The 23,619-nt window shown below is 52.3% G+C and carries 28 protein-coding genes and 1 riboswitch; of the genes, 6 read left to right on the forward strand and 22 right to left on the reverse strand.

Annotation, left to right across the window (positions count from 1 at the left end; genetic code table 11):
- Window positions 1-25: 25 nt before the first annotated feature.
- Together ACE418_RS02105 and ACE418_RS02110 are read right to left on the reverse strand one after the other, a co-directional pair.
- A complete protein-coding gene (locus ACE418_RS02105; protein ID WP_416448991.1) occupies window positions 26-361 on the reverse strand; it encodes a LysM peptidoglycan-binding domain-containing protein in 336 nt (111 codons plus the stop codon).
- The gene (locus ACE418_RS02110; RefSeq protein WP_416448992.1) at window positions 312-668 is read right to left on the reverse strand and encodes a hypothetical protein; all 357 of its coding nucleotides are present in this window, start codon (window positions 666-668) and stop codon (window positions 312-314) included. Before ACE418_RS02110 ends, ACE418_RS02105 begins: the two co-directional genes overlap by 50 nt.
- A gap of 58 nt (window positions 669-726) precedes the next feature.
- On the opposite strand from ACE418_RS02110, the gene ACE418_RS02115 reads away from it, so the two are divergent.
- A complete protein-coding gene (locus tag ACE418_RS02115; protein WP_416448993.1) occupies window positions 727-1,080 on the forward strand; it encodes a DUF2513 domain-containing protein in 354 nt (117 codons plus the stop codon).
- Window positions 1,081-1,253: 173 nt separating this feature from the next.
- Here the strand turns inward: ACE418_RS02115 and ACE418_RS02120 are convergent, their stop codons facing one another.
- The 3 genes from ACE418_RS02120 to ACE418_RS02130 are packed head-to-tail and all read right to left on the reverse strand — an operon-like array spanning window position 1,254 to window position 2,049.
- A complete protein-coding gene (locus ACE418_RS02120; RefSeq protein ID WP_416448995.1) occupies window positions 1,254-1,547 on the reverse strand; it encodes a hypothetical protein in 294 nt (97 codons plus the stop codon).
- Between the two features lie 19 nt (window positions 1,548-1,566).
- The gene (locus tag ACE418_RS02125) at window positions 1,567-1,824 is read right to left on the reverse strand and encodes a hypothetical protein (protein ID WP_416448996.1); all 258 of its coding nucleotides are present in this window, start codon (window positions 1,822-1,824) and stop codon (window positions 1,567-1,569) included.
- A gap of 36 nt (window positions 1,825-1,860) precedes the next feature.
- The gene (locus ACE418_RS02130) at window positions 1,861-2,049 is read right to left on the reverse strand and encodes a helix-turn-helix transcriptional regulator (RefSeq protein ID WP_020310820.1); all 189 of its coding nucleotides are present in this window, start codon (window positions 2,047-2,049) and stop codon (window positions 1,861-1,863) included.
- A 118-nt stretch (window positions 2,050-2,167) separates the two neighbouring features.
- On the opposite strand from ACE418_RS02130, the gene ACE418_RS02135 reads away from it, so the two are divergent.
- From ACE418_RS02135 to ACE418_RS02150, 4 genes are all read left to right on the forward strand, one after another.
- Window positions 2,168-2,788 carry a LexA family protein gene (locus tag ACE418_RS02135; protein WP_416448997.1) on the forward strand — a complete coding sequence of 207 codons (621 nt, stop codon included), beginning with the start codon at window positions 2,168-2,170 and terminating at the stop codon, window positions 2,786-2,788.
- Window positions 2,766-3,152: a flagellar basal body-associated FliL family protein gene (locus tag ACE418_RS02140; RefSeq protein ID WP_416448999.1), complete on the forward strand. Its 387-nt coding sequence runs from the start codon at window positions 2,766-2,768 to the stop codon at window positions 3,150-3,152. The genes ACE418_RS02135 and ACE418_RS02140 overlap by 23 nt, the downstream gene beginning before the upstream one ends.
- Window positions 3,153-3,166: 14 nt before the next feature.
- Window positions 3,167-3,634 carry a hypothetical protein gene (locus ACE418_RS02145; protein WP_416449000.1) on the forward strand — a complete coding sequence of 156 codons (468 nt, stop codon included), beginning with the start codon at window positions 3,167-3,169 and terminating at the stop codon, window positions 3,632-3,634.
- A gap of 163 nt (window positions 3,635-3,797) precedes the next feature.
- Window positions 3,798-4,877: a tyrosine-type recombinase/integrase gene (locus ACE418_RS02150; protein ID WP_416449001.1), complete on the forward strand. Its 1,080-nt coding sequence runs from the start codon at window positions 3,798-3,800 to the stop codon at window positions 4,875-4,877.
- A gap of 494 nt (window positions 4,878-5,371) precedes the next feature.
- On the opposite strand, the gene ACE418_RS02155 is transcribed toward ACE418_RS02150, so the two are convergent.
- From ACE418_RS02155 to ACE418_RS02165, 3 genes are all read right to left on the reverse strand, one after another.
- Window positions 5,372-5,575 carry a helix-turn-helix domain-containing protein gene (locus ACE418_RS02155; RefSeq protein ID WP_416449003.1) on the reverse strand — a complete coding sequence of 68 codons (204 nt, stop codon included), beginning with the start codon at window positions 5,573-5,575 and terminating at the stop codon, window positions 5,372-5,374.
- 4 nt (window positions 5,576-5,579) lie between these two features.
- A complete protein-coding gene (locus ACE418_RS02160) occupies window positions 5,580-5,723 on the reverse strand; it encodes a hypothetical protein (RefSeq protein ID WP_416449005.1) in 144 nt (47 codons plus the stop codon).
- An 89-nt stretch (window positions 5,724-5,812) separates the two neighbouring features.
- Window positions 5,813-6,049 carry a hypothetical protein gene (locus tag ACE418_RS02165; protein ID WP_416449006.1) on the reverse strand — a complete coding sequence of 79 codons (237 nt, stop codon included), beginning with the start codon at window positions 6,047-6,049 and terminating at the stop codon, window positions 5,813-5,815.
- Between the two features lie 599 nt (window positions 6,050-6,648).
- Between ACE418_RS02165 and ACE418_RS02170 the strand changes: the two genes are divergently transcribed.
- On the forward strand, window positions 6,649-7,551 hold the full coding sequence (locus tag ACE418_RS02170; protein ID WP_416449008.1) for a fumarylacetoacetate hydrolase family protein: 903 nt from the start codon (window positions 6,649-6,651) through the stop codon (window positions 7,549-7,551).
- A gap of 117 nt (window positions 7,552-7,668) precedes the next feature.
- Here the strand turns inward: ACE418_RS02170 and ACE418_RS02175 are convergent, their stop codons facing one another.
- The 14 genes from ACE418_RS02175 to ACE418_RS02240 form a co-directional block, all read right to left on the reverse strand.
- The gene (locus ACE418_RS02175) at window positions 7,669-9,060 is read right to left on the reverse strand and encodes an amino acid permease (RefSeq protein WP_416449009.1); all 1,392 of its coding nucleotides are present in this window, start codon (window positions 9,058-9,060) and stop codon (window positions 7,669-7,671) included.
- A 17-nt stretch (window positions 9,061-9,077) separates the two neighbouring features.
- The gene (brnQ, locus tag ACE418_RS02180; protein ID WP_416449011.1) at window positions 9,078-10,412 is read right to left on the reverse strand and encodes a branched-chain amino acid transport system II carrier protein; all 1,335 of its coding nucleotides are present in this window, start codon (window positions 10,410-10,412) and stop codon (window positions 9,078-9,080) included.
- 188 nt (window positions 10,413-10,600) lie between these two features.
- Window positions 10,601-11,680 carry a threonine-phosphate decarboxylase CobD gene (gene cobD, locus ACE418_RS02185; RefSeq protein WP_416449013.1) on the reverse strand — a complete coding sequence of 360 codons (1,080 nt, stop codon included), beginning with the start codon at window positions 11,678-11,680 and terminating at the stop codon, window positions 10,601-10,603.
- A 4-nt stretch (window positions 11,681-11,684) separates the two neighbouring features.
- Window positions 11,685-12,545 (reverse strand): GHMP family kinase ATP-binding protein, encoded by an 861-nt coding sequence (locus ACE418_RS02190; RefSeq protein ID WP_416449015.1) that lies wholly within the window; start codon window positions 12,543-12,545, stop codon window positions 11,685-11,687.
- Window positions 12,536-13,495 (reverse strand): adenosylcobinamide-phosphate synthase CbiB, encoded by a 960-nt coding sequence (gene cbiB, locus ACE418_RS02195; RefSeq protein WP_416449016.1) that lies wholly within the window; start codon window positions 13,493-13,495, stop codon window positions 12,536-12,538. Before cbiB ends, ACE418_RS02190 begins: the two co-directional genes overlap by 10 nt.
- On the reverse strand, window positions 13,492-15,021 hold the full coding sequence (locus ACE418_RS02200) for a cobyric acid synthase (RefSeq protein ID WP_416449018.1): 1,530 nt from the start codon (window positions 15,019-15,021) through the stop codon (window positions 13,492-13,494). The genes cbiB and ACE418_RS02200 overlap by 4 nt, the downstream gene beginning before the upstream one ends.
- A 260-nt stretch (window positions 15,022-15,281) precedes the next feature.
- Window positions 15,282-16,136: a zinc metalloprotease HtpX gene (gene htpX / locus ACE418_RS02205; protein ID WP_416449019.1), complete on the reverse strand. Its 855-nt coding sequence runs from the start codon at window positions 16,134-16,136 to the stop codon at window positions 15,282-15,284.
- A 105-nt stretch (window positions 16,137-16,241) separates the two neighbouring features.
- On the reverse strand, window positions 16,242-16,787 hold the full coding sequence (locus ACE418_RS02210; RefSeq protein WP_416449021.1) for a hypothetical protein: 546 nt from the start codon (window positions 16,785-16,787) through the stop codon (window positions 16,242-16,244).
- A 13-nt stretch (window positions 16,788-16,800) separates the two neighbouring features.
- The gene (locus tag ACE418_RS02215; RefSeq protein ID WP_416449023.1) at window positions 16,801-17,427 is read right to left on the reverse strand and encodes a site-2 protease family protein; all 627 of its coding nucleotides are present in this window, start codon (window positions 17,425-17,427) and stop codon (window positions 16,801-16,803) included.
- A gap of 292 nt (window positions 17,428-17,719) precedes the next feature.
- On the reverse strand, window positions 17,720-18,340 hold the full coding sequence (locus ACE418_RS02220; RefSeq protein WP_416449024.1) for a cyclodeaminase/cyclohydrolase family protein: 621 nt from the start codon (window positions 18,338-18,340) through the stop codon (window positions 17,720-17,722).
- A 1-nt stretch (window position 18,341) separates the two neighbouring features.
- The gene (locus ACE418_RS02225) at window positions 18,342-20,021 is read right to left on the reverse strand and encodes a formate--tetrahydrofolate ligase (RefSeq protein ID WP_416449026.1); all 1,680 of its coding nucleotides are present in this window, start codon (window positions 20,019-20,021) and stop codon (window positions 18,342-18,344) included.
- A gap of 47 nt (window positions 20,022-20,068) precedes the next feature.
- A riboswitch (ZMP/ZTP riboswitch) is annotated at window positions 20,069-20,146 on the reverse strand.
- A 54-nt stretch (window positions 20,147-20,200) separates the two neighbouring features.
- On the reverse strand, window positions 20,201-21,709 hold the full coding sequence (locus ACE418_RS02230) for a phosphohexomutase domain-containing protein (RefSeq protein WP_416449028.1): 1,509 nt from the start codon (window positions 21,707-21,709) through the stop codon (window positions 20,201-20,203).
- A gap of 63 nt (window positions 21,710-21,772) precedes the next feature.
- On the reverse strand, window positions 21,773-22,693 hold the full coding sequence (locus ACE418_RS02235) for a transketolase family protein (protein ID WP_416449030.1): 921 nt from the start codon (window positions 22,691-22,693) through the stop codon (window positions 21,773-21,775).
- Window positions 22,693-23,511: a transketolase gene (locus tag ACE418_RS02240; RefSeq protein ID WP_416449032.1), complete on the reverse strand. Its 819-nt coding sequence runs from the start codon at window positions 23,509-23,511 to the stop codon at window positions 22,693-22,695. Before ACE418_RS02240 ends, ACE418_RS02235 begins: the two co-directional genes overlap by 1 nt.
- Window positions 23,512-23,619: the final 108 nt, after the last annotated feature.

Consider the following 23,619-nt stretch of genomic DNA (forward strand, 5'->3'; position numbering starts at 1 on the left):
GCGGTTGCCGGCAGCAGCCATTTTTTTAGTATCTGATGACTAGGCGCTGCCCTGGCTTTAACGTCGGGTTCGGCCCCAGGTCGTTGTTGATTTGGATCTGGTAAATTGTTTCGCGAATATCTTGGCCAGTCTTATCAGCGATAGGTCCGGCAATCTGCCAGAGAGTTTCGCCTTCGTCAACAACATGGACAATGGCCGTATCAGCGGCGACCGTTTCGGCCTGAGACCAGGGCGTCGTGCTACCGAGATACAGCCCGAACCCGAAGGCAGCCACAATGGCCATCGCGCTCCGGATCATCCGGAAGCGCGGTTTACGCTTTGGCCTGGTCAACCCATGTTCGTAAATCTTCATGGTCTTCATTCGAATTTCTCCTTTCTTCGTATTCAAATTGACTCATATTCGCCGACAGCTGGCTGATGAAGGTCCGGCACCGCTCCAGTTCCTGCTGGGTCCGTGCCAGCTCATCCTTGAGCCGTCTCCATTCAAATGGGCTGTGCGTCCAATCAGATGAGTCCATGCCTTCGAGCTCAAGGATATTTTTCATGCTGTACTTGACCCCAGGGAGCTTGAGCCGTTTCAGTAGGCCATCCTGCTCCATTTTGGTGATGGCAGAACGGCTCAAATCCCAACGATCCATAAGTTCGTTTATCGAGATAACCGGTTTCATATGGTTCCCTCCTTCCTGCTCCCATCTGGTATAATGGCCATGAAGGGAGGTGATAACTATGCGTATTAATATAGATTTGCTAAGGAACATTCTTTTAGATGTTGCTGATTGTCCAGCGTCAACAGTTGCTAATAGCCATTGTTTTACCTATCCGCAAACATCTCAAGCTGAAATCAATTACCATATTTACCTTTTAGTTAATCAAGGGTATTTAAGTGGTATCGATGCAAGTTCAAAAACAGACCCATACTATTATTTGAACATCGGGTTGACGTTAACAGGCCAATCCTTTTTAGACTCCGTATCTGATGATACTGTTTGGAAGAAAACAAAATCTTATATGAAAGAACACGCTATTGAACTTTCATTTAAGGCAATATCATTTGTTGCAACTCATATTTCTACTACTTAATTTTTCGATTTCCCCGGCAATCGACTGGTCTAATATATCTATCAATTGCCGGGTATTTTTTCGGTCCCAATGCGGGACGATTTTCATCTGATCGATGAGGTAATTTTCCATTGTTATCAGCGTCTGCAATCGCATGAGTTGAAAACGCTGGCTATCCGGTTGTTCTGGTTTTATCATTTCACCCACCCCGCCGTTAATGTTGCGCCGGCCTGCTGTTCGGCTTCATCAATCCATTCCTGGACTTTATCAGTCGCGTCGGATGTCCCATCAGAAGAATACACAAGGACGTCGATACAGGCTGCCCGATACCCTTTTGCCCGCGCTGCCATTTCTTTAGCGTCGTCTTTTTCAAACGCCGATTCTGGGAAGGTTAATTCCGGATTCTTTGCTGATTCTTGAGCATAGATGGCTGCTCTCCAGGCCGCTTTAAAGTTCGCTTCCAGCGTTGCTCTTTCGTTCTTCGTCATGGTAAAATCCTCCTATTAATTACAACGATGCGCCGAGTTTTTCTTCTACTTCATCGGCCCAGCCGCGGACAATGTCTGTTGCCTTGCTTTGCTTCATAGACGCTTCCAATGCGTCCCCAACAGCGTACATATAGCCACAGGCAATGTTGGCAAATTCCTTTGCGCCTTCTTTAGTCCAGCCGTTTTTGCCTTCCTTTGCCCACTGTTGTACACAAATGGCTTGGCCCCAGCGTTGCTGGAACCGGGATTTCAACAATTCCTTTTCCTTGTTCGTCATGCTGCTCGTCTCCTTAAATGTACATTTTGTACATTTTTATGGTAAAAAAATAGTGTCAACGGTTTCCCCTAAAGCCTTGGAAATTCGTAGAGCCAATTTAAAGGACGGGGTTCGTTGATTGGCTTCAATGAACGCTATATAGCGCTGTGATACCCCAGTTTTATATGCCAGTTCCGTCTGGCTCAATCCTTTTTTCTGCCGATATTCTTTAATTCTGTTCCCCATTATATCACCTCCCTCGTCTTCTTATGTACAAATTGTACAGTACATTTTGTAGATTGTCAAGTACTATTTTGCTATAATATGAACATACAGTACAGAAACAATATAAGGCGGTGATTGTATGAACGGAAAACGATTAAAAAAGCTACGTGAAGAAAAAAGATTGACACAAAAAGATTTGGCTGAAAAGCTTTCGTTGACTCCGAAAGCCATTTCCTTTTATGAACTAGGCTCTCGTGAGCCATCAGGAGATGCTTTAATACGTATGGCACATATACTGGGAACGACTACAGATTATTTATTAGGCAATTCGACTACAAAAGAAGCAGATCAGAAAGTAGGTCGCGGCGTCCGCATCCCGGTGCTGGGTCGTGTCGTGGCCGGCATCCCCATAGAGGCCGTGGAGGAGATATTAGACTACGAAGAAATCACCCCGGAGCTCGCTGCAACAGGCGAATTTTTTGCACTGCAAGTCAAGGGTGATTCTATGTTACCAAAACTAGAGGAAGGTGATGTGGTTATTGTAAAAAAGCAGGCAGATGTGGAAACAGGCGATATTGCAATTGTCCTGGTCAATGGAGATGAAGCTACTATTAAACAGGTAAAAAAGGTCACCGGCGGCATCATGCTTTACGGCTTTAATCCGGACGTATATGAACCTCATTTCTATTCTAACCAGCAAATAGAAGAGCTTCCTGTCCGGATCTTAGGCAAGGTTATTGAAAGCCGAAGGTCGTGGTAAAATGAAAAAAATCTTGATTTTCTTATTTATACTTTTTACTTTTACTTCTTCTGGTTTCGCCGCCAATTGGTATTGGTTAGGGGCTACTCCAGACGGGACACAGTGGTATGTTGATAATAGCGATGTAATCAAAACAGATATGTCTGCTAAAGTTTGGACTAAAATCATGAGAAGTAATGGTAAGTTTTCTGTCACTAGAGTTTATGTGGATCGTAGGAATAAAATGTTAGCTATAATTTCAAACACAAATTATAGCGCTAATGGAGTTGTTCTTTATCAACATATGCCTACATATTTAAAATTTGAACCCATTATTCCTGACTCAATGGGGGATATTTTATATCATGCTATTTGGCCATATTGAAAGGAGAAATAATCATGAAGTTACAATTAAAAAAGATATGGTTAATTTTTAGTATCTTTTTCCTTCTATCTTCTATTTGTGTATATGCAACGGATATTGCTCAATGGTCTTATGTAACAACAGATAAATCAGGGAACAAGATGTACATCGAGCCTAATAATATAAATGTTATTTTAACAGGGACTAAGGATTCTTATGAGCTTGTAGCAAATGTTGCCGTAGTACAACCTAATGGAATAGGAAGCATTTATAAGGATCTTATTTATCATGATAGTAGATATGGCAATATTATTTCTCATCATGCCATCTGGTCTTTTAAAAAATATCCACCGACTTCTATTAATGATTTTTTGACCAAATCTCCTGTAATTTTGAGTGGGAAAAATCGGGTTTGGTATAGTGCTAATGGGACAGATCCATGGTATACTGCTGAGTTTAATTTTGTTACCAAAAAAGCAAAAGAATTGCATATCAAGTATTAGTTATAATAAAGAAAAGTCCCGGCACCGTGCTGGAACACGATACCGGGAAATGCCGAAGGGGCTGGAACACCTACGGCGCTGTAAATCTACACACGACTACGAGGCTGATTTACGCTATCAGTATATCACATCAGCCTCCCTTTACGCAAAGGAGGTTATTTTTATGACCGATTTAACCTATCATTTTTCGTACCGCGAAAAAGACCGCGGCTGGCAGGTCATCTTGTCGTATAAAGACCAGGCAGGGCGCTGGAAGCAGAAGTCACGCCAGGGCCTGGCTACCAAGAAGGCTGCCAAAACGGCCGGTGAAAAGCTGTTATCTGACGTGTTGGATGCGATGAAGAGTCAGCCCATCGCGTCGGAGCTCGTCGACATTTCCCTGGCCGAATTTGCCGAATACGTTTTCCGCAGCCGCAACCTGACGTATAACTCCGTCCTGGCCTATCGCTACGCCCTGAAGAATTACGGCCCGAAGCTTCTGACCATGCCAGTCCGTAAGATTACCTATCTGGACATCCAGCAGGCGATGAGCAACTGGCAGTGTGCCGACGCCAGCTACCAGCTCTATATAACCTGCCTCAAGATGGTCCTGTCCTACGCTGTCGAGCCCTACCATCTCCGGCAGGATAACCCGGCCATCCACTTGAAGCCCAGGAAGCTGAACCGCCGGCATAAAATCCGGGCGCTGACGCAGGACGAATTTGACCAGCTCATGGAAAGCATGAAGGGCCGCCCGATAAAGTACTACGCCATTTGTGCCATTGCCGGGTACACGGGGATGCGCTTGGGCGAAATTATGGGGCTTACCTGGAGGGACGTAGATCTAAAAGAGCGCCAAATTAGTGTTACCAAGCAATATGGCCGTATTGGTCACAGGAAGCGTGGAATCATGAATATCAAAAACAAGGCCGCCGGACATCGCGTCATCCCAATTCCGGCCAAGCTGCAACAAATCCTGCTGGAGTATCGCCATGTAGAGCCTCGGCAAATAAACGGTCAGCTGTTTCCACACAAATTGCTGCATAAATCACTCGATGGGTATATCAAGAAAATCGTCCCGGATGCATCCATTCACAGCCTGCGTCACACTTATGCAACGATGCTGCTGGCTAATGGCACCGACATCAAGACCGTGGCTGCGCTTCTCGGTGACACGGTCACCACTGTTTTGAATGTCTACGTGGATTACACAGACGACATGAGACGGAAAGCCGCGCAGTCGATTGAAAAAATTTTTGCGTAGAAATTTTTGACGAATTTTTGCCGTTTTAAACCAAAATGGCTCAACCATGCGGTATAATAGGCCAAATACATTCAATATCACATTATACCGTGATTAGCGCCTATTTTGCAACTGTTTCACACAGATTTAGGAAAATAGCTGGTTTTGGCATTTATAGTATAAAACGGTTCACTTATTTTCACGTAGTTTCATTTCTTTTTTTTAACGATTTTTTGACGGCAGGCCGATGTGATAAAAAAAGCGCCTGATCACTCAGACGCTGAAAATATGAACTTGTTTAGGCGGGGCCGTACTTCCCGGCTGCTATTCGTCGATGGGATAAACATAGCCATCGTGACTCCGGTGTTTATGATATAGTAAAAATACCTTCCGTCACCTTCGCAGAGGAGGCAATACCCCTACGCACAAGGCTAATGGCCGTATTTTTTTGACGGCAAGCTAATGTTATATAAAGAAGCGGCGTCCGCTTATAATAGAGCGAATGCCGCTTTTGCTTATTTTTCTGGCTCTGGCCCAAAAAGGCGTTCCATTCCGGCATGCGTTACAAGCCAAGTCCCAGCTGATTTTCTGGCTTCTGTAGCGGTAAATCTAGGTGGAGCTTTTTTATATCCCGTGCAGGCTTGTCTAACAGTAATAGGGGCCAATCCCCAACGTTCGGCCGCTTCTTTCGCGGTCATAATATCATCTAATGTGCTCATTATATCACCTCTTTTTCATTACTATGTAAATCAGAACTACTGTGATAACGACAGAAGCCGCTATCGACAAGGCATCTTGTGAAAAATAAACTCGAATCCAGCTTAATACGGCTAAAATTGCAATAAGTAATTGCATTTTTTTATTCATTGTGTCTTTTCTCTCCTTCTAAGCTATATGTATGAACAAGATAACCATATCATAGTGACGAATTCCCACATGGAACCCCTTATATTTTCTTAAAAAACGATGCCATCCAAAATTTCATCAGGGATTTGTTCGACAGGTTCATTTCTTTGTATGGCACGCCGAAGTCTTCTGGTAGCATCTTCGAAGTTAATACATTCTGGCCGCAACGGGTCATCATATATCGTATGACTCAATGATTTTTTACCAAATTTCTCTAGATAAGCTTTCTGCGCCGCAAAAAAATCATCAACACCTGGATAAATATCATTGAGTTTAGTTGTTTTCATATTATGCCACCCCTTTATTAAATTATATCATGAAACAGAGTGAATAGGATATAAACCGATATTTCCATGATACAAGAAATTCAAATACGGCTACAGACTCAAGCTGACGACATCGCCATTTTCGTATCCATCGTAAAATCCTGTTATTATACCCGAATGGGTTGTGGTCAAATATCTCTGGCGGGCTTCCCACGGGAAGCCCCTACAATTCGGCCAATGGCCGTGTATTTTTTGCGGCAGACTACCAGCGTTATTCCCCATCGCCTATATGCGATACCATAGAAGCTGTCCCGTTTAAGGGCGGCCCGATACGCGCTGAGGACTCCCCGAAGCGTCGTTGTTAGTTTGAGGCTGTTGCGGCGTAGCCGCATCTGAGTCCGAGGAAAGGGCCGTGGCTCATAGTTCTTGAAAGCTCACCATCATACACGAAGGGGCTGCGGTCGAATATCTCTGACGGACTTCCCACGGGAAGCCCCTACAATTCGGCCACAGGCCGTGTATTTTTACAGATTGCGAACTGCGCTTATTTTATGAAGAGGATAGTCATTCTTTGGTGGTCATGCTATAATAGGTTATCATGAGTAAAGGAGTCGAAATTTATGATGATAAAAAAACTTGTCACTTTTGAAGACCTTGGTTTCGTTCAATGGGGCGTCCTGAACGAAACGGAAGACGGCGTGTACGGTGCCATTGCTTTGGAAGAAGCTTTTTTCACGCCCCTCCCGGAAACGATGCTGGAATTCATCCGTCAGGGCAATGACGGCCTGCTGGCTTTGGCTGATGCGCTGGAACAGAATGAAAAGGCCGGCGCCGTCAAGGCAAAGCCGCTGGATACGGTACGCATCATGGCGCCGATTCCCCATATGGAACGGAATATTTTCTGCATCGGCAAGAATTATACGGAACACATTGCCGAATTCGATAAGACGGCTATGCCCAAACCGCCGAAATACCCAGTCATCTTCACTAAGGCTACGTCGTCGGTCATCGGCCCGGATGACCTCATCGACCCTCATCCGAACGTCACGTCCCAAGTCGACTATGAAGGCGAGCTAGCCGTCATCATCGGCAAGGAAGGTTCGGACATCACCGTCGGTGAAGCCATGGATCACGTCTACGGCTTCACTATCCTCAACGACGTTACGGCACGGGATCTGCAGGCCAATCACGTCCAGTGGTTCCACGGCAAGAGCCTGGATACGTTCTGCCCCATCGGCCCGTACATTCTCCTGCGCGATGCCGCTCCCGACACCTTCGACATCGTCACCAAGGTCAACAACGAAGTCCGCCAGGATGGTTCGACAGGTGAATTCATCTTCACCATCCCCGAATTGATCCACACCATCTCTCAGGGCACGACCCTCTTCCCGGGCGACATCATCGCTACCGGCACGCCCAGCGGCGTCGGCGTCGGCTTCAACCCGCCCCGCTTCCTCCACTCCGGCGATACCGTAGAAATCACCATCCCCGCCATCGGGACACTGAAAAATAAAGTGAAATAAGAAAGGTTAAAAAAAGGAGCTGTCGCATCGCGACAGCTCCTTTCAAGTTATTAGTGGCTAGTTGTTAGTTGTTAGCGGATGGGTTTAAATTTAAAGCTTTTCTCTGCAAACTACAAACTACGAATGGCTGCTTTCTTTCTGCAAGAGGCTGTGTTTGCGTCCGTAGACCATGTAGATGATGAGGCCCAGGATAGTCCAGCCCGTGAACAGCATCAGCGTATGCGACGACAGTTCGGAGAAGATGAAGGCACAGCAGATGAAGCCCAACGGCGCGATGACGTGTACAGCCGGGCAGCGGAATCCGCGCGGATGGTCCGGATAGAGCCGGCGCAAGACGAGGATGCCGACGCAAGAGCAGAGGAAGGCGAAAATGGTACCGGCGCTGCACGTTTCAGCGACGATGTGGATCGGCGTGAAACCGGTGATGCAGGCAACGATGACGCCGATGACAATCTGGATGATATACGGCGTATGGAACTTCGGATGGACCTTGTAGAGGCTCATCGGCATGAGGCCATCACGGCTCATCGAGTAGAGAGCCCGGCTCTGAGCGAAGAGCATGCCCAAGACGACCGTCGACAGGCCGCAGATAGCGCCGGTGCCGACGATGGCCGAACCGAGATGGAGGCCGATGTATTCCAGGACAAAGGATGCCGGTGCTGCCGTATCGAGCATGGGATACGGGACGACGCCGGTCATGGCCGCGCAGACGGCGATGTACAGGACCGTACAGATGGCCAGGGCTGAAATGATGCCGATAGGCATGTCGTGCTTCGGATTCTTCGTTTCTTCTGCCGCCGTCGACAAGGCATCGAAGCCCAGGTAGGCGAAGAAGAGGACGGCCGTCCCGGCAAAGACGCCGTGGATGCCATAGGGCAGGAACGGCTGCCAGTTCATCGGTTCGATATGCGGTGCCGCCAGGAAGAGGAAGAGGAAAATCGTCCCGATCTTGACGTACACCAGGATACGGTTGACGTGCGCGCTTTCGCGGACGCCGACGACGAGCAGTGCCGTCGCCAGCGCGACGATGAGGACAGCCGGCAGGTTGATGATGCCACCGTCGGCCGGCACCGCGGTCAAAGCTTTCGGCAGGTCGATGCCGCAGGAATGAAGGATGCCGACGAAGTAGGCTGACCAGCCGCCAGCTACGGCGCTGGCACCGACAGAGTATTCCAGGATGAGGCTCCAGCCGACCCACCAGCCAAAGATTTCACCGAGCGATGCATAAGCATAGGTGTATGAGCTGCCGGATACGGGCAGGAACGAAGCCAGTTCTGAATAAGCCAGGCAGACAAAGGCGCAGGTAATGGCAGCAAAGACGAAGGATAACATCAGGCCGGGACCGGCGTATTTCGCCGCGCCGATACCGGTGAGGACGAAAATCCCCGTTCCGATGATGATACCCAGGCCCATGAGGGTAATGTCAAAGGCACCGAGGGCCTTATTCAACTTCTTTTCCTGCGTATGGGCCAGCAAGTCATCAAAGGATTTGCGGCGTAAAATATTCATAAACGTGCCCCCAATCCTTACTGACTAGATTTGTTTGAAGAAACAGCGGCCTTCCAAATGAAGCCGATGATGAATCCAACGATGGTGAAGCTGATCCAGCCCATGCCCAGCGTATGGAGCGGTACCATGGTATTGAAGATATTGTCGATAGGCCCTAAGGAAATCTTAGCCGTCTGAAGTCCCGTAACCAAGGCCGGAATCAAGGTCAGGCCAATGGTCCAGGCATAGACACACTGCCGTCCATCAAAGAGGTTGTTGAGGAAGGTCAGGATGATGATGGCGACGACGAGCGGATAAATGAACATCAGGACCGGAATAGCGGCAACGATGATGGTCTTCAGGCCGAACATGGCGACGAAGAAGGAAATGACCGTAAAGATAGTGACCCATTTCTTATAGCCGATATTGCCGACGAGTTCATTGAAATACGTAGCGCACGACGTAATCAGGCCGATAGACGTCGATAAGCAGGCCAGGAGTACGATGACAGCCAGGATGATGGCCCCGACGTTGCCGAAAAGGATCATGGCACTCTTGGAGAGGACCGGTGCCCCCGTTTCCTGGATACCAAAAGCAGCGACGCTGTCGGCACCGATCTTGGCGATGAAGATGTAGACGAAAGCCAGGCAGCTTACGGCAATAAGGCCGGCTTTAAAGACTTCCTTGGTAATGGCAGCCGGTTCCGTAGCACCGTCTTCCATGACGAATTCGATGACCAGGATGGCGAATACCAGCGATGCGATGGCATCCATCGTGTTATAGCCATCGAGGATACCCTGTACGGCAGCGATGCTGGCCGTTGCATAAGCAGCGGTCGGTTCCTGCGGCGAGCCGAGGGGCGTAATGAAAGATTTCGCGATGAGCAGCAGGATGGTCAGCAGCAGGGCCGGCGTCAGGATCTTGCCGATGCGGTCGACCAGTTTCTGCGGCGATACGGACAACCAGAAGGAAATGACGAAGAAGAGGACCAAAAAGCCCGTCATGATCATGTCACTGCCACCGCTTTGCAAGAAGGGGCGGACGGCGATTTCATAAGAGACGCTGCCCGTACGGGGAATGGCGAAGAACGGCCCGATAGTCAGATAACAGATGACCGTGAAAAAGAGGCCATATGCCGGATGGACGCGGCTTGCCAGTTCCTGCAGGTTCTTACAGCCCGAATAGCCCATGGCCAGGACCCCGGCCAGCGGAAGGCCGACGCCGGTGACGACAAAGCCCAGGACAGCCCACCAGACATTCGAACCGGCAGCCTGCCCCATGGCAGCCGGGAAGATCAGGTTCCCTGCACCAAAGAACAATGCAAATAACATCAAGCCAATAGCAATCGTTCTGTTTCCTTTATTTTCTCCCATATGACACTCCTCCTATCTTTTTAAATTTTAGATTTTTCAAGAAATCATAAGGACAGAAAATATAATAAATTAAATAATTTAATTTGTGAGTTTATTCTATCATAAAAAAAGAAAAAAATCATGAACTTTTGGCAAGTTTAATCGAATTCTAATGCTTCTCTAATCTTTCTTTAATATTTTAGTGAAAATCAGAACTTGCTTAAATTTTCCCGCATTTTTTCTACGAATCTTTCATTTTCAAAACGAGGCCGCACGGCATTGCGCCCGTACGCCGCCGTCAAGCCCGGGTAATTGGCACAATCGCGGATCAAAATCCCATCAGCCCGCAAGGCGTCTGCCAGATCTGCCGTCCGCTCCCCTTCCCCGGTGAGGTGCCAGAAGATGAAATTGACACTGGGCCGATAGACGCGAAGGCCCGGCAAGGCCGTCATCTGTTCATAGAGCCAGTCTTTTTCCTGCTGCACCAGCTGGCGCGAAGCCTGCTGATAGGCTCGGTCCCGGAGCCCGGCGACGCCGGCATACTGAGCCAGGACATTGACATTCCAGCCGTCTTTATGGCCCTCCATGAGGGCGCGCCGCAACGGCGACGTGACGCCAAACCCCAGGCGCAGGCCCGGCAGGGCGTAGAATTTCGTCAGCGACCGGATGACGAACAGGTTATCCCTTTCCCCAGCCTGTCCCAGGACCGAATAAGCTTCGTCGGAGGGAAGGAAATCGAGGAATGATTCATCGACGAGGATATCCGTCCCCTTGCGGGCGCCGACTTCAGCCAGAGCCAGGACTTCATCGGCCGTCGCCAACGTCCCGGTGGGGTTATTGGGATTACCGAGGAGGATGCAATCGGCCTGGCCACAGGCCTGGCGCAGTGTTTCCCAAGGAAAGGCAAAGCCATCGTCTTCTTTTAGGTACTCATAACAGACAACGGCCCCGACAGCCCGTGCCGCCCGTTCGTATTCACTGAACGAAGGGACGGGCAGCAGGACCCGCTGAGGCCGGAAGGTATGCATATAGAGATAAAAAAGTTCGGCTGCACCATTGCCCAGCAGGATGGTCCCGGCCGGTATGCCATAAGCCTCTTCTAAGGCCTGGCGCAGCGCCGTCCCAGCCGGATCCGGATAATGGACGACATCACCGAGATGGGCCGACAGGACCTGGCGGATGCTCTCCGGCAGGCCGAGGGGATTGATATTGGCGCTGAAATCCAGCCATGAGCCGCCACCTGGTGCGGGCTGGTAGATATTGCCGCCATGTTCAAATCGTTTTATCATGGAATCACCTGTTTTCTATGGAAATACCGCCGCCGCGCAAATGGACTGTTTCTGTATAGGTCCACTGCGGGAATTGCCGGATCAGAGAGGCAATAGCCTCTTCCCTGTCCGCCTGATTGGAAGCCTGACAGAAGATGACACCGGCTATGGTCCCGCTGTGAGCCACATTGACACCGGCAACCGCGGGATGACGCCGGGCAGCCCGGATAAAGGCCGGAAAGTCTGGTTTCGGCAGCCAGGGCTGATTGGCCAGGGCACTGAGAGTCGCCGCCTGGCCGATCTGGCGGTCCGTCAGCGACGACGACAGGAGCTGCCAGCCTAAGAAGAGCGCTGCTGCATCCGGCCGAATCCGGTCGGGCCGGGCCTGATGAAAGGCAACGGTATCGACGGTCCCGCCGGCATCGAAGATGGCAATGGCCAGAGGCGGCACATGCTGAAAAACATGGAGTAGTTCTCCCGTTTGCGGCTGTATCACGGCCAAGCCCTGACAAAAAACGCCGTCTGTCGGCTCGATGGAAGCCGCCAGACGGCCAAGGTCTCCTTCAGAAAGATGCACATGGTTCACAACTGCCACGGCCGCCAGGACGGCGCAGATATCGGCGGAACTGGAAGCCATCCCCTTGCCGGCAGGCAGTTCTGATGTCAGGAAAAAATCATAAGGAAAGCGCCCGCACCGGCACCAAGCCCGTCCCAACGCCAAGGCACGGCGGGCTTTGGCTCCACCGCCGACGAGCCGTCCCATCCCGGGGCGGACGACGACGGTGCTGTAACGGTCGATAGGACACGTAACCAGGAAAGGCTCATCCTGCCAGATTCCCTGCATCACTTCCCCGCACGAACCGGGGACGCGGACGGTCAGCTCCATAAGCCGTAAAACCCGAGATGAAGGAGCGCCGTGATGACGCCGGCTGCCAGGGATACACCGTACATGAGATACGTGGCCTTGCGGATATACTGCGGTTCCAGTTCATGATCGGCATCGCCCATATATTCGCGGAATGTATCCTTGCCGAAATAGCGGTTATGCCCGCCCAGGCGGATGCCCAAAGCTCCGGCTACGGTCGCTTCGGCATAGCCGCCGTTAGGGCTGGGATGCTTGGAAGCATCGCGGCGCATGATGCGCCAGGCCCCCTTGGCATCATAGCCCAGACAGGCCGCCGCAGCGATGAACAACAAGGCACAGATCCGGGCCGGGATGTAGTTGAGGACGTCGTCGACGCGGGCTGCGACGCGGCCGAAATAGATGTATTTATCGTTCTTATAGCCAATCATGGAGTCGAGGGTATTGGCCGCCCGATAGACGACAGCCAGGGGCAGGCCGCCGATGGCAAAGAAAAACAGCGGCGACACGATACCGTCGACGGTATTTTCAGCAATCGTTTCTACCGTAGCCCGCGTCACTTCCGGACTGTCGAGATGATCCGTATCGCGGCCGACAATCTTGCCGACCTTCAGCTGGGCAATGCGCAGATGATGGTGGACGAGGTAGCGATAGACTTCCCGACCGGCCTTGGCCAGGCTGCGGGGACAGATCATGAAGGATAAAAGGATGCCCTGGATGATATAACTCCAATGTTCATTAGGCAAGAATTCCAAGGCCAGGACCAGGACCAGGGTGACGTTGTAGACAAACAACAAGGTAATGACGACCGTCAGCCCGCCTAAGATAAAATGTTCCCATTTCGTCGATTTCTCATTATAAAACAGCCGCTCGAGCAAGCTGATCCAGCGTCCGATAAGGGCGACGGGATGCAGTTTCGTATGGGGATCGCCGATGATGAAATCTACGATAAAAGCGGTGAGTACAGTAATCATTGTATTCCTTCTTCCATAATCTGCCGCAGGCGTTTCATGTCCAGAGACTCCCGGACAATCCGGGCCAGGCGGTCGTATTTCTCTTCTTTTTCCTGCCGATAGTGCAGCGTCACCGGCAGTGGCTGCCAACCCTTGCGGATCCGCAGGGCGTTGAGGAACTGGCGGCGGAATCCGTCATTATCAAAAATGCCGTGGATATAAGTTCCCCAGGCCAGACCATCCTTCCTGGCAGCACCGGCCAGGCTCTCACAGGGCTCTCCGGAACGGCTGGTGACGACGAAAGGATACGTATCGCTGCCATCCCGTTCGGTCCGGCCCATGTGGATCTCATAGCCGGTCAGATTGGGGACAGACAAAAGATGGCCTAAGAAAGGCAGGTTCCGGCAATCGGCACTAATTTGAGAGGTCAGTTTCCGGGAAACGAACGTCGTCGTCACGCCCAGGAGATGCAGCCCTTCGACACGGCCCAAATCAGATTCCGTCTTTTCCGGGTCACAGATGGCATCACCCATCATCTGATAGCCGCCACAAATACCGATGACAGCCTTTCCTTGGCCGATGAAAGACTGTAAAGCCCGGCCCCATCCCTGTTCCAGGAGAAAACACAGATCTTCTGTCGTATTCTTGCTGCCCGGCAGGATGACGGCATCGGCCCCGGCCAGGTCGCGGGGATGGCGGGCATAGTACAAGGCGACGTCGTCTTCCCGGGCCAGGCTGTCGAAATCGGTAAAGTTAGAAATCTTAGGTACCTGGACGACGGCAATGGATACCTTATCGCCATCCGGGCGCTGTTCCCTGTCATCGAGGGATACGGAATCTTCTTCATCGATGCCCAAGTCATCGACATAGGGCACGACGCCCAGGACGGGTTTGCCTGTCTTTTTTTCTAAAAAGTCGATGGCCGGCGTGAACAGCGATACGTCGCCGCGGAATTTATTGATGACCAGGCCTTTGACCAGGTCCCGTTCGTCCGGGTCGAGCAGTTCCAGCGTACCGACTAAGGCAGCCAGCGAACCGCCGCGGTCGATATCAGCTACTAAGAGTACCGGCGCGCCGAGGTATTTGGCAACGCGCATGTTGACGATATCGTGGTCTTTCAGGTTGATTTCTGCCGGACTGCCCGCCCCTTCGATGACCAGCGTATCGTAAGCCTTATCCAGTTCTCCCAGGGCCCGTTTGACGGCGTCGAAGGCCTGGAGCGCATAGCCTTTATGATACTCCCGGGCCGACATATTACCTACAGGCCGGCCATCGATAATGACCTGCGAGCAGGCATTGCCTGTAGGCTTCAACAAGACGGGATTCATGGCCACCATAGGCAGCAGACCGGCAGCTTCGGCCTGGGCGACCTGGGCCCGTCCCATTTCCCGGCCATCAGCAGTGACATAGGAATTCAAGGCCATATTCTGTGCCTTGAAAGGTACGACCCGTTTCCCATCTTGTAAGAAAATGCGGCATAAAGCCGTCGTAATGATGCTCTTGCCGACATGGGAACTCGTCCCCTGCAGCATGATATATTCTGCCAACCAGCCTTCCTCCTCACGATTACATTCTATTGCAATGGTTTTATTATATCTTGTCTGACGGAAAATGCAATAGAAAAAGGAGCTGTCGCATCGCGACAGCTCCTTTCAAGTTGTTAGTGGCTAGTTGTTAGTTGTTAGCGGATGGGTTTAAATTTAAAGCTTTTCTCTGAAAACTACAAACTCTGTGCTACAAACTATAAAGTAAACGGGGCATCACATGATGACAGAAACCTTCGTGCGACAGCCCCTACAGTAAATCATTAACCATGTAATTCTTTATCCAGTTCTTCCAGGCGTTCGATGCGTTTTTCTGTCGGCGGATGGGTACTGAAGAGGTTCGCGATGGCACTGCCGGCACCGGCGAAGGGATTGATGATGCACATGTGAGCCGTCGCCTTGGTCGCACCGGGCAGCGCATAGTGATGAGCGTAGTTATCGATTTTCGCCAAGGCTCTGGCCAGGGCGATGGGATCGTCGATCATACGTCCCCCTTCTTCATCGGCCATATATTCCCGTGTCCGGGAAATGCCGAGCTGGATGACAGACGCAGCCAGCGGAGCTACGATAGCCGTAACCAAGAGGGCTATGGGATTGCCGTCGCCGTCGTCATCGCGGCCGCCGCCGAAGATGGCAGCCCACTGGGCGATGTTGGCAATCATACCGATGGCGCTGGCAAAGCAGGCCACGATGGTGCTGATGAGGATATCCCGGTGCAGGACATGACTCATTTCGTGGGCCAGGACACCGCGGATTTCATCTTCGTCGAGAAGGTCCAGGATCCCTGCCGTCGCAGCAACGGCTGCATGAGACGGACTGCGGCCGGTAGCAAAGGCATTCGGCACTTCCGTCGGGATGATGTAGACCCGGGGCATGGGCAGATCCGCCCGCTGGGCCAGGTCGGCGACGATGCGGTACAGATAGTGGTCTTCGCCAACTTCCTGTGCCCGATAGGCTTTCAGGACCATGGTATCACTGAACCAGTAGGAAAAGAAGTTCATCGCCGTAGCGATGAGGAACATGACCATGACGCCGCTGCGGCCGCCGATGAGGCCGCCGATGGCCATGAGGATGCCCGCCAGGGCCGTCATGAGAAATACGGTTTTGACGCGATTCATAAAATCAACTCCTATCAAGAAGCTAAAAGTCAAAAGGTAAAATTCGTTACACTCACATTATATACGGTCTTATGTTCGTTGTCAATATGGTTGTCAATAAAAGGGTTACTTCAATATTTTGTTGTTGTAGCGCCGGATATAGACGATATATTGCCCTTTCGCATCTTTCTGGCCGTCAAAGGCGACGGTAATCGACACGTCATCCTGGGTCCATTCGACTTCTTTATCGCTCTGTTTGACTGGGAAATTTTCCATATTGGAATAAATCGTCGCTACCAGGCGGGAATAAATGCTCTTGGCCGTCGCCTTATCAGTCGTCTTGAAGTAATTGTCGAAAGCCAGGACCTTTCCCTTGGCCGACGTATCGGCAGAAAAGATTTCGATGCCTTCCGTGACGGATACGTTCTTGACGACAGACGTCCGTTCTGCCCGTTCCGTGAAGGATACGGTGCTTCCATAGAAGGTCCAGTCAGGCAGGATAGAGAAATTAGCATCGAAATCGGCCCGCGGCATGCCGAGATAGACTGTCTGATACGCCGTAAGCGGGCTTTCCGCGATTTCATCGACAGACTGGTTGTAGTCAAAAGCACCGGCCGGAACCGTCAAAGCTGCCCACAACAAAGCCGCTGCCATTATTTTTTTACAGGTCATAAGAATTCCTCCTTTATAGGAACGGTGTCAAAATCAAGCTGAACAAGGCGAAGACCAGCCGCTGCAAGGGAATAAGGATATACGTGAAAAAAGGCGTCATCATCAGGGCGATGAGAATGAGGAAGCTGTAGCGTTCGAGACTGGCCAACTTATAATTCCACGACGTCGGCAAAAAGCACATGAGGACCCGTGAGCCATCCAGCGGCGGCAGGGGAATCATGTTGAAGATGGCAAAGTTGACATTGTACAAGACGATGAGATGCAAGACCATGGGCAGGGCCGTCGTCGTAAAGAGATGGAGCTTGACAAAGACGACTTCGATGACCAGGGTGATGAAGGCCGTGATCAGATTGGACACCGGCCCGGCCAGGGCCACGCATATCTCCCCTTTCCGCCAATTCCGGAAATTGCCGACTTGTATCGTGACCGGCTTGGCCCAGCCGAACTGGGCGACCAGCAGCATAATCAAACCTACCGGGTCGATATGGGCTACCGGATTCAACGTCAGCCGCCCCATCAGGCGCGGTGTATCATCACCCATCCAGTCTGCCATTTGGGCGTGGGCATATTCATGAATGACCAGGGCGATGAGCAGGCCGGGAATCCCGGCAATAATAGAAAGTATATTAAAATCAAACATAAAATTCTCCTTTCGTTAATATTTCTATTATACGGTATCCCGAGAAAGATAACAAGATGTGGCTCGTGGCTAGGGGCTAGGGGTTAGGGGTTAGGGGTTGGCCGCTGACTGCAAAAAAAGAGGCTGTCGCACGAAGGTTTCTGCCATCATGTGATGCCCCGTTTACTTTATAGTTTGTAGCACAGAGTTTGTAGTTTGCAGAGAAAATCTTTAAATTTAAAGCCATCTGCTAACCACTAGCCACTAGCTACTAGCCACAAAAAAAGCTTGTCGCACATGCGACAAGCTTTTTTCACCGCTTCCGGTATTCATATTCTACGTTTTGTTCGACGATCGCCGCTTTTTCTTCGATTTCCCGGATTTCATTAATCGTGTTCGTCACGAAGGCTTCATCCTTGATGGATTTCAGGTTGATGCGGACGCTGTAGAAGGCCGAGCGCATAGCTGCTCTGGCGTTCATGGTAGCAATGACGCCGTCAGTGATGACCCAGGCGTTGCCATAGCGGACGACTTGTTCCGCCAGCTGGAGGAGGACGAAAATGTCCTTGCCCAGTTCAAAAGGCGATAGGGCCGCATCCTTGAAGGCCTGCTGGACCTTAGCCGTCCGGTCCGGCATATCCTTGGGCAGGCGGACGGCGCGGATGACGCCATCGAAAGCCGCTGCGTCTTCAGCGATACCGTCGAGGTAGCGCTGGCGCAGACCGTGAGCCTTGTCGCGGATGGACACCATAAGTTTCTCGATTTCATCATAGCCCTTCTTGCCGATGGTCAGGTTGGCGACCATTTCTACAAGCGCTGCTGCCGAAGCAGCGGTCATAGCGGCGATGCCGCCGCCGCCGGGAACGGGTTCCTTAGAAGCCGTGACTTCCAGGAGCCCGTCGAGGGGCATGGATTGGAATTGTGTAAAATCCATCTTAGAACAATCCCGTAATGACGCCGTTTTCGTCGATATCCATGCGGTTGGCAGCCGGCACTTTCGGCAGACCCGGCATAGTCATGATATTGCTCGTCTGGCAGACGATGAAGCCGGCACCGGTGCAGACGCGGACGTCCTTGACCGTGACCTTGAAGCCTTTCGGGGCTCCCAGGAGCGCCGGGTTATCCGACAGGGAGTACTGCGTCTTGGCCACGCAAATCGGCATTTTGTCGAGGCCAAAGGCTTCCAGTTCTTTAATCTGTTTCTGGGCATTGCTTTCAAAGATGACGCCGTCGCCGCCGTAGACTTTCTTGACGATGGTTTCCATTTTTTCAGGAATCGAGGCGTTGACGTCATAGAGGGGTTTGTACGGGGTCTTCGGCTGCTGCAGCAGTTTCAGGACCTTTTCGCCCATTTCGACGCCGCCTTTGCCGCCTTCGGCCCAGCAGTTGTTGAGGGCGACTTCGACGCCGTAATCTTCGCAGAGTTTGCGCAGTGTGGCGATTTCTTCATCCGTATCGCTGATGAATTTATTGATGCCTACGACGACGGGTACGTCGAAGAGACGCATATTTTCGATGTGTTTAGCCAAGTTGGCAAAGCCCTTCTTCAAGGCTTCGACATTTTCTTCCTGCAAGTTCTTCTTGTCGACGCCGCCATGCATCTTCAGGGCACGGACAGTCGCAACGATGACGACAGCATCCGGCTTGATGCCGGCAAAACGGCATTTGATGTCCATGAACTTTTCAGCACCCAGGTCGGCACCGAAACCGGCTTCCGTAACGGCGATGTCCCCCATCTTCATGGCCAGTTTGGTAGCGACGACGGAGTTGCAGCCGTGGGCGATGTTGGCGAAAGGACCGCCATGGACCAGGGCCGGTGTGTGTTCGAGGGTCTGGACCAGGTTCGGCTTGATGGCATCTTTCATGAGGATGGCCATGGCGCCTTCGACGCCGAGCTGGCGAGCCGTGACCAGATTGCCGTCCAAGTCATAGGCCACGGTGATGTCGCCCATGCGTTTCTTGAGGTCCATGAGGTCGCTGGCCAGGCAGAGAGCGGCCATGATTTCCGAAGCGACGGTAATCATGAAGTGGTCTTCCCGCGGGAAACCGCAGACTTTACCGCCCATGCCGACGACGATATTGCGCAGGGCCCGGTCGTTCATGTCCATGACGCGCTTCCAGATGATGCGGCGTACGTCGATGCGCAGGGCATTGCCCTGATGGACGTGGTTGTCGATAGCTGCGGCCAGCAGGTTGTTGGCTGCCGTAATGGCGTGCATATCACCGGTGAAGTGCAGGTTGATATCTTCCATGGGAAGGACCTGGGAATAGCCGCCGCCAGCAGCACCGCCTTTGATGCCGAAGACCGGACCCAGGGACGGTTCGCGCAAGGCGACGACGGCCTTATGGCCCATGTAGTTCAGGGCCTGGGCCAGGCCGATAGTCGTCAAGGTCTTGCCTTCACCAGCCGGTGTCGGCGTGATAGCCGTGACCAGGACCAGTTTCCCGTCTTCATTCTTCGCGAGGCGCTTGATGGCGTCAAAAGAAATCTTCGCTTTATATTTTCCGTAGAGTTCCAAGTCATCATCGGTGAGGCCGACTTGTTTCGCAATGGCCGTAATCGGTTCTAATTTCGTCTGCTGTGCAATTTCGATATCGCTCAATACCTTTGCCATAGTAGTTGTCACTCCTGTTCTTTGCATAAAAAAAGGCCGCTCCGCTGGAAGGTTGCCCAGACGGTCGGCTTCAAGAAATCATGCTCCCCGTGGTAACTCCACTTCCGTCAGTCACATGATTATGGCTTCATTATACAAAAAAAGAACCCTTCGGTCAAGGGTTCTTTTTGTAGGATGTCTTACTGGATCACGCAAGTATCGAGGTGTTCAAAACCGGTGAGCAGGCCTTTCACCTGGACGGCAATCTGCTGGCAGCCGCCTTTTTCTTTGCTTTCGATGTTCAGCGGCATGTTGGGGTCGTGAAGAGACATGCGCAGCAGGGCCCAGCCGTTGGGGAATACGAGACGCACGCCTTCATAAGACGGTTTGGCGATAGTGATGCCCGCTTGAGCCGCCCGTTCTTCGAACTGCTTGAGCACGTCGGCACCATAAGCCTGGACATCATCCGTGCCGGTAATCTTCAGGCGGAATTCGACGCCTTCAGCGGGATGGCCCAGTTTGGCAATGAGGTCGCCGAGCTGTTTGCCTTCCTTCTTGGCTTTCGTCGCAGCGATGAGCAGTTTGACGGCCAGATATGCCCCATCGTCGAGGTAGTAGTTTTCACTCAAGGCGCCGTGCCCGGATGTTTCGATGGCCAGCGGCGAGACCGTACCAGCCTGGTTGAGGCGGATACATTCATCGATGACATTTTTATAGCCCCGCATATAACGGTGATGGACCAGGTGGAGTTCATCCTGGAGGAACGTCGTCAGTTCATCGGATGTGACCGAATCAGTGACGATGGTACTGCCCGGATAATCCGGAGCCAGGATAGCAGCCATCATGGCGATGAGGGCGTTGCGGTTGATTTCTTCCCCATCGGGCAGGACAGCGCTCATGCGGTCTACGTCCGTGTCGAAGATGAGGCCCAGGTCGGCTTGGTTATCGAGGACGGCCTTGCGGATAGAGGCCATGGCGTCGGCATTTTCCGGATTGGGGATGTGGTTCGGGAACATGCCATCCGGTTCCAGGAACTGACTGCCCGTCGTATCGGCGCCGAGTTCAGCCAGGACTTTGGTGGCAAAGAAACCGCCGCTGCCGTTGCCGGCATCGACGACGATATGCATCCCTTCCAGAGGACGGTCGTACATGCCGGAGCAGAGACCGGCGCAGATTTTGCGGCGCAGGTGCAGGGCGTAAAGGTCAATCAGGTCCAGCGAGGCAATCGCTGCCGACGATACGGCCATGGCCGACAGGCCCGAAGCCAGGGTCAATACTTCTTTGACTTCGCTCTTTTCCAGGCCGCCGTCGACGGTAAAGAATTTCAGGCCATTGCGGTTATACGGCAGATGGCTGGCCGTAATCATGATGGAGCCATCCATGTGGGTATCTTCAAAAATAATGGACATGAACATGGCCGGTGTCGAAGCCAGGCCGCAGTCCGTGACGTGGACGCCCTGGCCGAGGAGCCCGCCGAAGACAGCGTCTTTCATCATGCCCGCTGACACGCGGGAATCGTGGCCGACGGCAATGCGCAGGTCACTCGTCTGTTTATGCAGCTTCTTGGCTAAAAACTTGGCAAATCCAGCGGCAATGCGGTTGACCGCTTCCGGGACTAAGGTGACGTCTTCACCGGGGACGCCGGCAACGGCAACGCCGCGGACATCACTGCCATTCTGTAATTTCATCATCGCTTCTGTAGTTATCATGTATGGGTGTTTCCTTTCTTCAATTTGGCGCACAGCGTCCGCCGCTTCTTATCATACTGAAAATCAGGCCAAAAGGCAAGCGTCGACAATGGCTTCTGCCGTCAGGCCATATTTTTTCAGGAGGTCTGCGGCCTTGCCGGATTCACCAAAACAGTCGCCGATGCCGACGTAAGCCTGGCGGGTCGGACAGCGGCGCGACAAGGTTTCCGCAACGGCGCCGCCCAGGCCGCCGATGACGCTGTGTTCTTCGGCTGTAACGACGAAGCCCGTCTTCTTGGCCGCAGCGACGACCAGTTCTTCGTCGAGAGGCTTGATGGCGGCCATGTCGATGACCATGACCTGACGGCCCCGGTCGGCCAGGATGTCGGCTGCTTTCAGTGCTTCCTGGACCATGAGCCCCGTGGCGATGACGGCGGCATCACAGCCGTCGCGCAGGACCGTCCCCTTCCCCCACTGGAAAGGACAGCTGCCCTGGTAGACATCGCCGACCTTGGCCCGGCCCATGCGCACGTAAACCGGACCATCATGGGCGACGGCAGCCCGGATGACGGCTTCCGTTTCGGCGCCATCGGCCGGACAGACGACGGTCATATTCGGCAGGCTGCGCATGATGGCCATGTCTTCGACGGACTGGTGCGTCGCTCCGTCTTCACCGACGCTGAGACCGGCATGGGTGGCACAGATTTTGACGTTGAGCCGCGGCAGGCAGATGGAGTTTCGAATCTGTTCAAAAGCCCGGCCCGTGCCAAAGACAGCAAAGGTACTGGCCAGGGGAATCTTGCCGCAGGCCGCAAAGCCAGCCGCTGTACCCATCATATCCTGTTCAGAAATGCCCATGTCGAAATAGCGTTCTGGTGCCACTTTCTGAAAAGCCATCGACCGCGTCGACGAGCCTAAATCCGCATCGAGGACGACAATCTTCGGATTTTTATACAATTCCGTTTCTAAGAGATGCCCGTAGGCATCGCGTGTTGCCATAGCCATCAGTCTTCGCCCCCTAATTCACGTAACGCCCGTTCACATTCTTCTTTCGTCGGCGCCTTGCCATGCCAGGACACGGCATTTTCCATGAACGATACGCCTTTGCCCTTGATGGTCTGGGCGATGATGGCCGTCGGCTTCCCTTTCACGGCCCGGGCCTGCTGCAATGCAGTGCGGATGGCGTCGTAATCGTGTCCGTCGATTTCCAGGACATGCCAGCGGAAGGCCCGGAACTTGTCGGCAATGGGCATGACGTCCATGACATCTTCATTGGATCCGTCGATCTGCAATCCGTTGTGGTCGATGAACAAGGTCAGGTTATCCAGCTTGTACTGGGCTGCCGACATGGCCGCTTCCCAGATCTGACCCTCTTCGATTTCACCGTCGCCAGCAATGACATAGACCCGCCAGTCTGCCCCGTCCAATTTGGCTGTCATCGCCATGCCATTGGCCGCCGACAAGCCCTGTCCCAGGGATCCCGTCGTCATGTCGATGCCTGGCGTCGTATTCATATCGGGATTGCCCTGGAGCATAGCCCCGCACTGGCGCAGGTGCCACAATTCATCTTCCGGGAAAAAGCCCCGTTCAGCCAGCGTCGCATACAGGGCTGGTACCGTATGGCCCTTGGAGAGGACGAAACGGTCCCGGTCCGGCCAGTGAGGTCGTTTGGGATCGATCCGCATGACATCGAAATACAAGACTTGCAGCATATCGACAATGGACAAAGAGCCACCGGGATGACCGGACTGGGCCAGGGTGACCATCTTGACGATATCCTGCCGCACGTGAGCCGCATGACGGCTCAATTCTTTGCTATCCATGAGAAAGCCCCCTTTTGCCTTATATTATAGCACAAAAGAGGCTGTCGCATTAAGACAGCCTCTTTTTACGTTGATCGTAGGTCGTTCATCGTTTGTCGTATGGGATTA

Origin of the sequence: Megasphaera jansseni (assembly GCF_047974155.1) — a bacterium.
Classification (GTDB): Bacteria; Bacillota; Negativicutes; order Veillonellales; family Megasphaeraceae; genus Megasphaera.

Excerpts from the sequence above, each read along its gene's own strand:
- ACE418_RS02165 (WP_416449006.1), bottom strand. The coding sequence starts at position 6,049 with ATGAAAACAACTAAACTCAATGATATTTATCCAGGTGTTGATGATTTT.
- ACE418_RS02145 (WP_416449000.1), top strand. The coding sequence starts at position 3,167 with ATGAAGTTACAATTAAAAAAGATATGGTTAATTTTTAGTATCTTTTTC.
- ACE418_RS02115 (WP_416448993.1), top strand. The coding sequence starts at position 727 with ATGCGTATTAATATAGATTTGCTAAGGAACATTCTTTTAGATGTTGCT.
- ACE418_RS02210 (WP_416449021.1), bottom strand. The coding sequence starts at position 16,787 with ATGACCTGTAAAAAAATAATGGCAGCGGCTTTGTTGTGGGCAGCTTTG.
- ACE418_RS02135 (WP_416448997.1), top strand. The coding sequence starts at position 2,168 with ATGAACGGAAAACGATTAAAAAAGCTACGTGAAGAAAAAAGATTGACA.
- ACE418_RS02105 (WP_416448991.1), bottom strand. The coding sequence starts at position 361 with ATGAAGACCATGAAGATTTACGAACATGGGTTGACCAGGCCAAAGCGT.
- ACE418_RS02215 (WP_416449023.1), bottom strand. The coding sequence starts at position 17,427 with ATGTTTGATTTTAATATACTTTCTATTATTGCCGGGATTCCCGGCCTG.
- ACE418_RS02155 (WP_416449003.1), bottom strand. The coding sequence starts at position 5,575 with ATGAGCACATTAGATGATATTATGACCGCGAAAGAAGCGGCCGAACGT.
- ACE418_RS02110 (WP_416448992.1), bottom strand. The coding sequence starts at position 668 with ATGAAACCGGTTATCTCGATAAACGAACTTATGGATCGTTGGGATTTG.
- ACE418_RS02175 (WP_416449009.1), bottom strand. The coding sequence starts at position 9,060 with ATGAATATTTTACGCCGCAAATCCTTTGATGACTTGCTGGCCCATACG.
- ACE418_RS02220 (WP_416449024.1), bottom strand. The coding sequence starts at position 18,340 with ATGGATTTTACACAATTCCAATCCATGCCCCTCGACGGGCTCCTGGAA.
- ACE418_RS02125 (WP_416448996.1), bottom strand. The coding sequence starts at position 1,824 with ATGACGAACAAGGAAAAGGAATTGTTGAAATCCCGGTTCCAGCAACGC.
- ACE418_RS02160 (WP_416449005.1), bottom strand. The coding sequence starts at position 5,723 with ATGAATAAAAAAATGCAATTACTTATTGCAATTTTAGCCGTATTAAGC.
- ACE418_RS02130 (WP_020310820.1), bottom strand. The coding sequence starts at position 2,049 with ATGGGGAACAGAATTAAAGAATATCGGCAGAAAAAAGGATTGAGCCAG.
- ACE418_RS02170 (WP_416449008.1), top strand. The coding sequence starts at position 6,649 with ATGATGATAAAAAAACTTGTCACTTTTGAAGACCTTGGTTTCGTTCAA.
- ACE418_RS02190 (WP_416449015.1), bottom strand. The coding sequence starts at position 12,545 with ATGGAGCTGACCGTCCGCGTCCCCGGTTCGTGCGGGGAAGTGATGCAG.
- brnQ (WP_416449011.1), bottom strand. The coding sequence starts at position 10,412 with ATGGGAGAAAATAAAGGAAACAGAACGATTGCTATTGGCTTGATGTTA.
- cobD (WP_416449013.1), bottom strand. The coding sequence starts at position 11,680 with ATGATAAAACGATTTGAACATGGCGGCAATATCTACCAGCCCGCACCA.
- ACE418_RS02120 (WP_416448995.1), bottom strand. The coding sequence starts at position 1,547 with ATGACGAAGAACGAAAGAGCAACGCTGGAAGCGAACTTTAAAGCGGCC.
- cbiB (WP_416449016.1), bottom strand. The coding sequence starts at position 13,495 with ATGATTACTGTACTCACCGCTTTTATCGTAGATTTCATCATCGGCGAT.
- ACE418_RS02235 (WP_416449030.1), bottom strand. The coding sequence starts at position 22,693 with ATGGCTATGGCAACACGCGATGCCTACGGGCATCTCTTAGAAACGGAA.
- ACE418_RS02230 (WP_416449028.1), bottom strand. The coding sequence starts at position 21,709 with ATGATAACTACAGAAGCGATGATGAAATTACAGAATGGCAGTGATGTC.
- htpX (WP_416449019.1), bottom strand. The coding sequence starts at position 16,136 with ATGAATCGCGTCAAAACCGTATTTCTCATGACGGCCCTGGCGGGCATC.
- ACE418_RS02225 (WP_416449026.1), bottom strand. The coding sequence starts at position 20,021 with ATGGCAAAGGTATTGAGCGATATCGAAATTGCACAGCAGACGAAATTA.
- ACE418_RS02240 (WP_416449032.1), bottom strand. The coding sequence starts at position 23,511 with ATGGATAGCAAAGAATTGAGCCGTCATGCGGCTCACGTGCGGCAGGAT.
- ACE418_RS02150 (WP_416449001.1), top strand. The coding sequence starts at position 3,798 with ATGACCGATTTAACCTATCATTTTTCGTACCGCGAAAAAGACCGCGGC.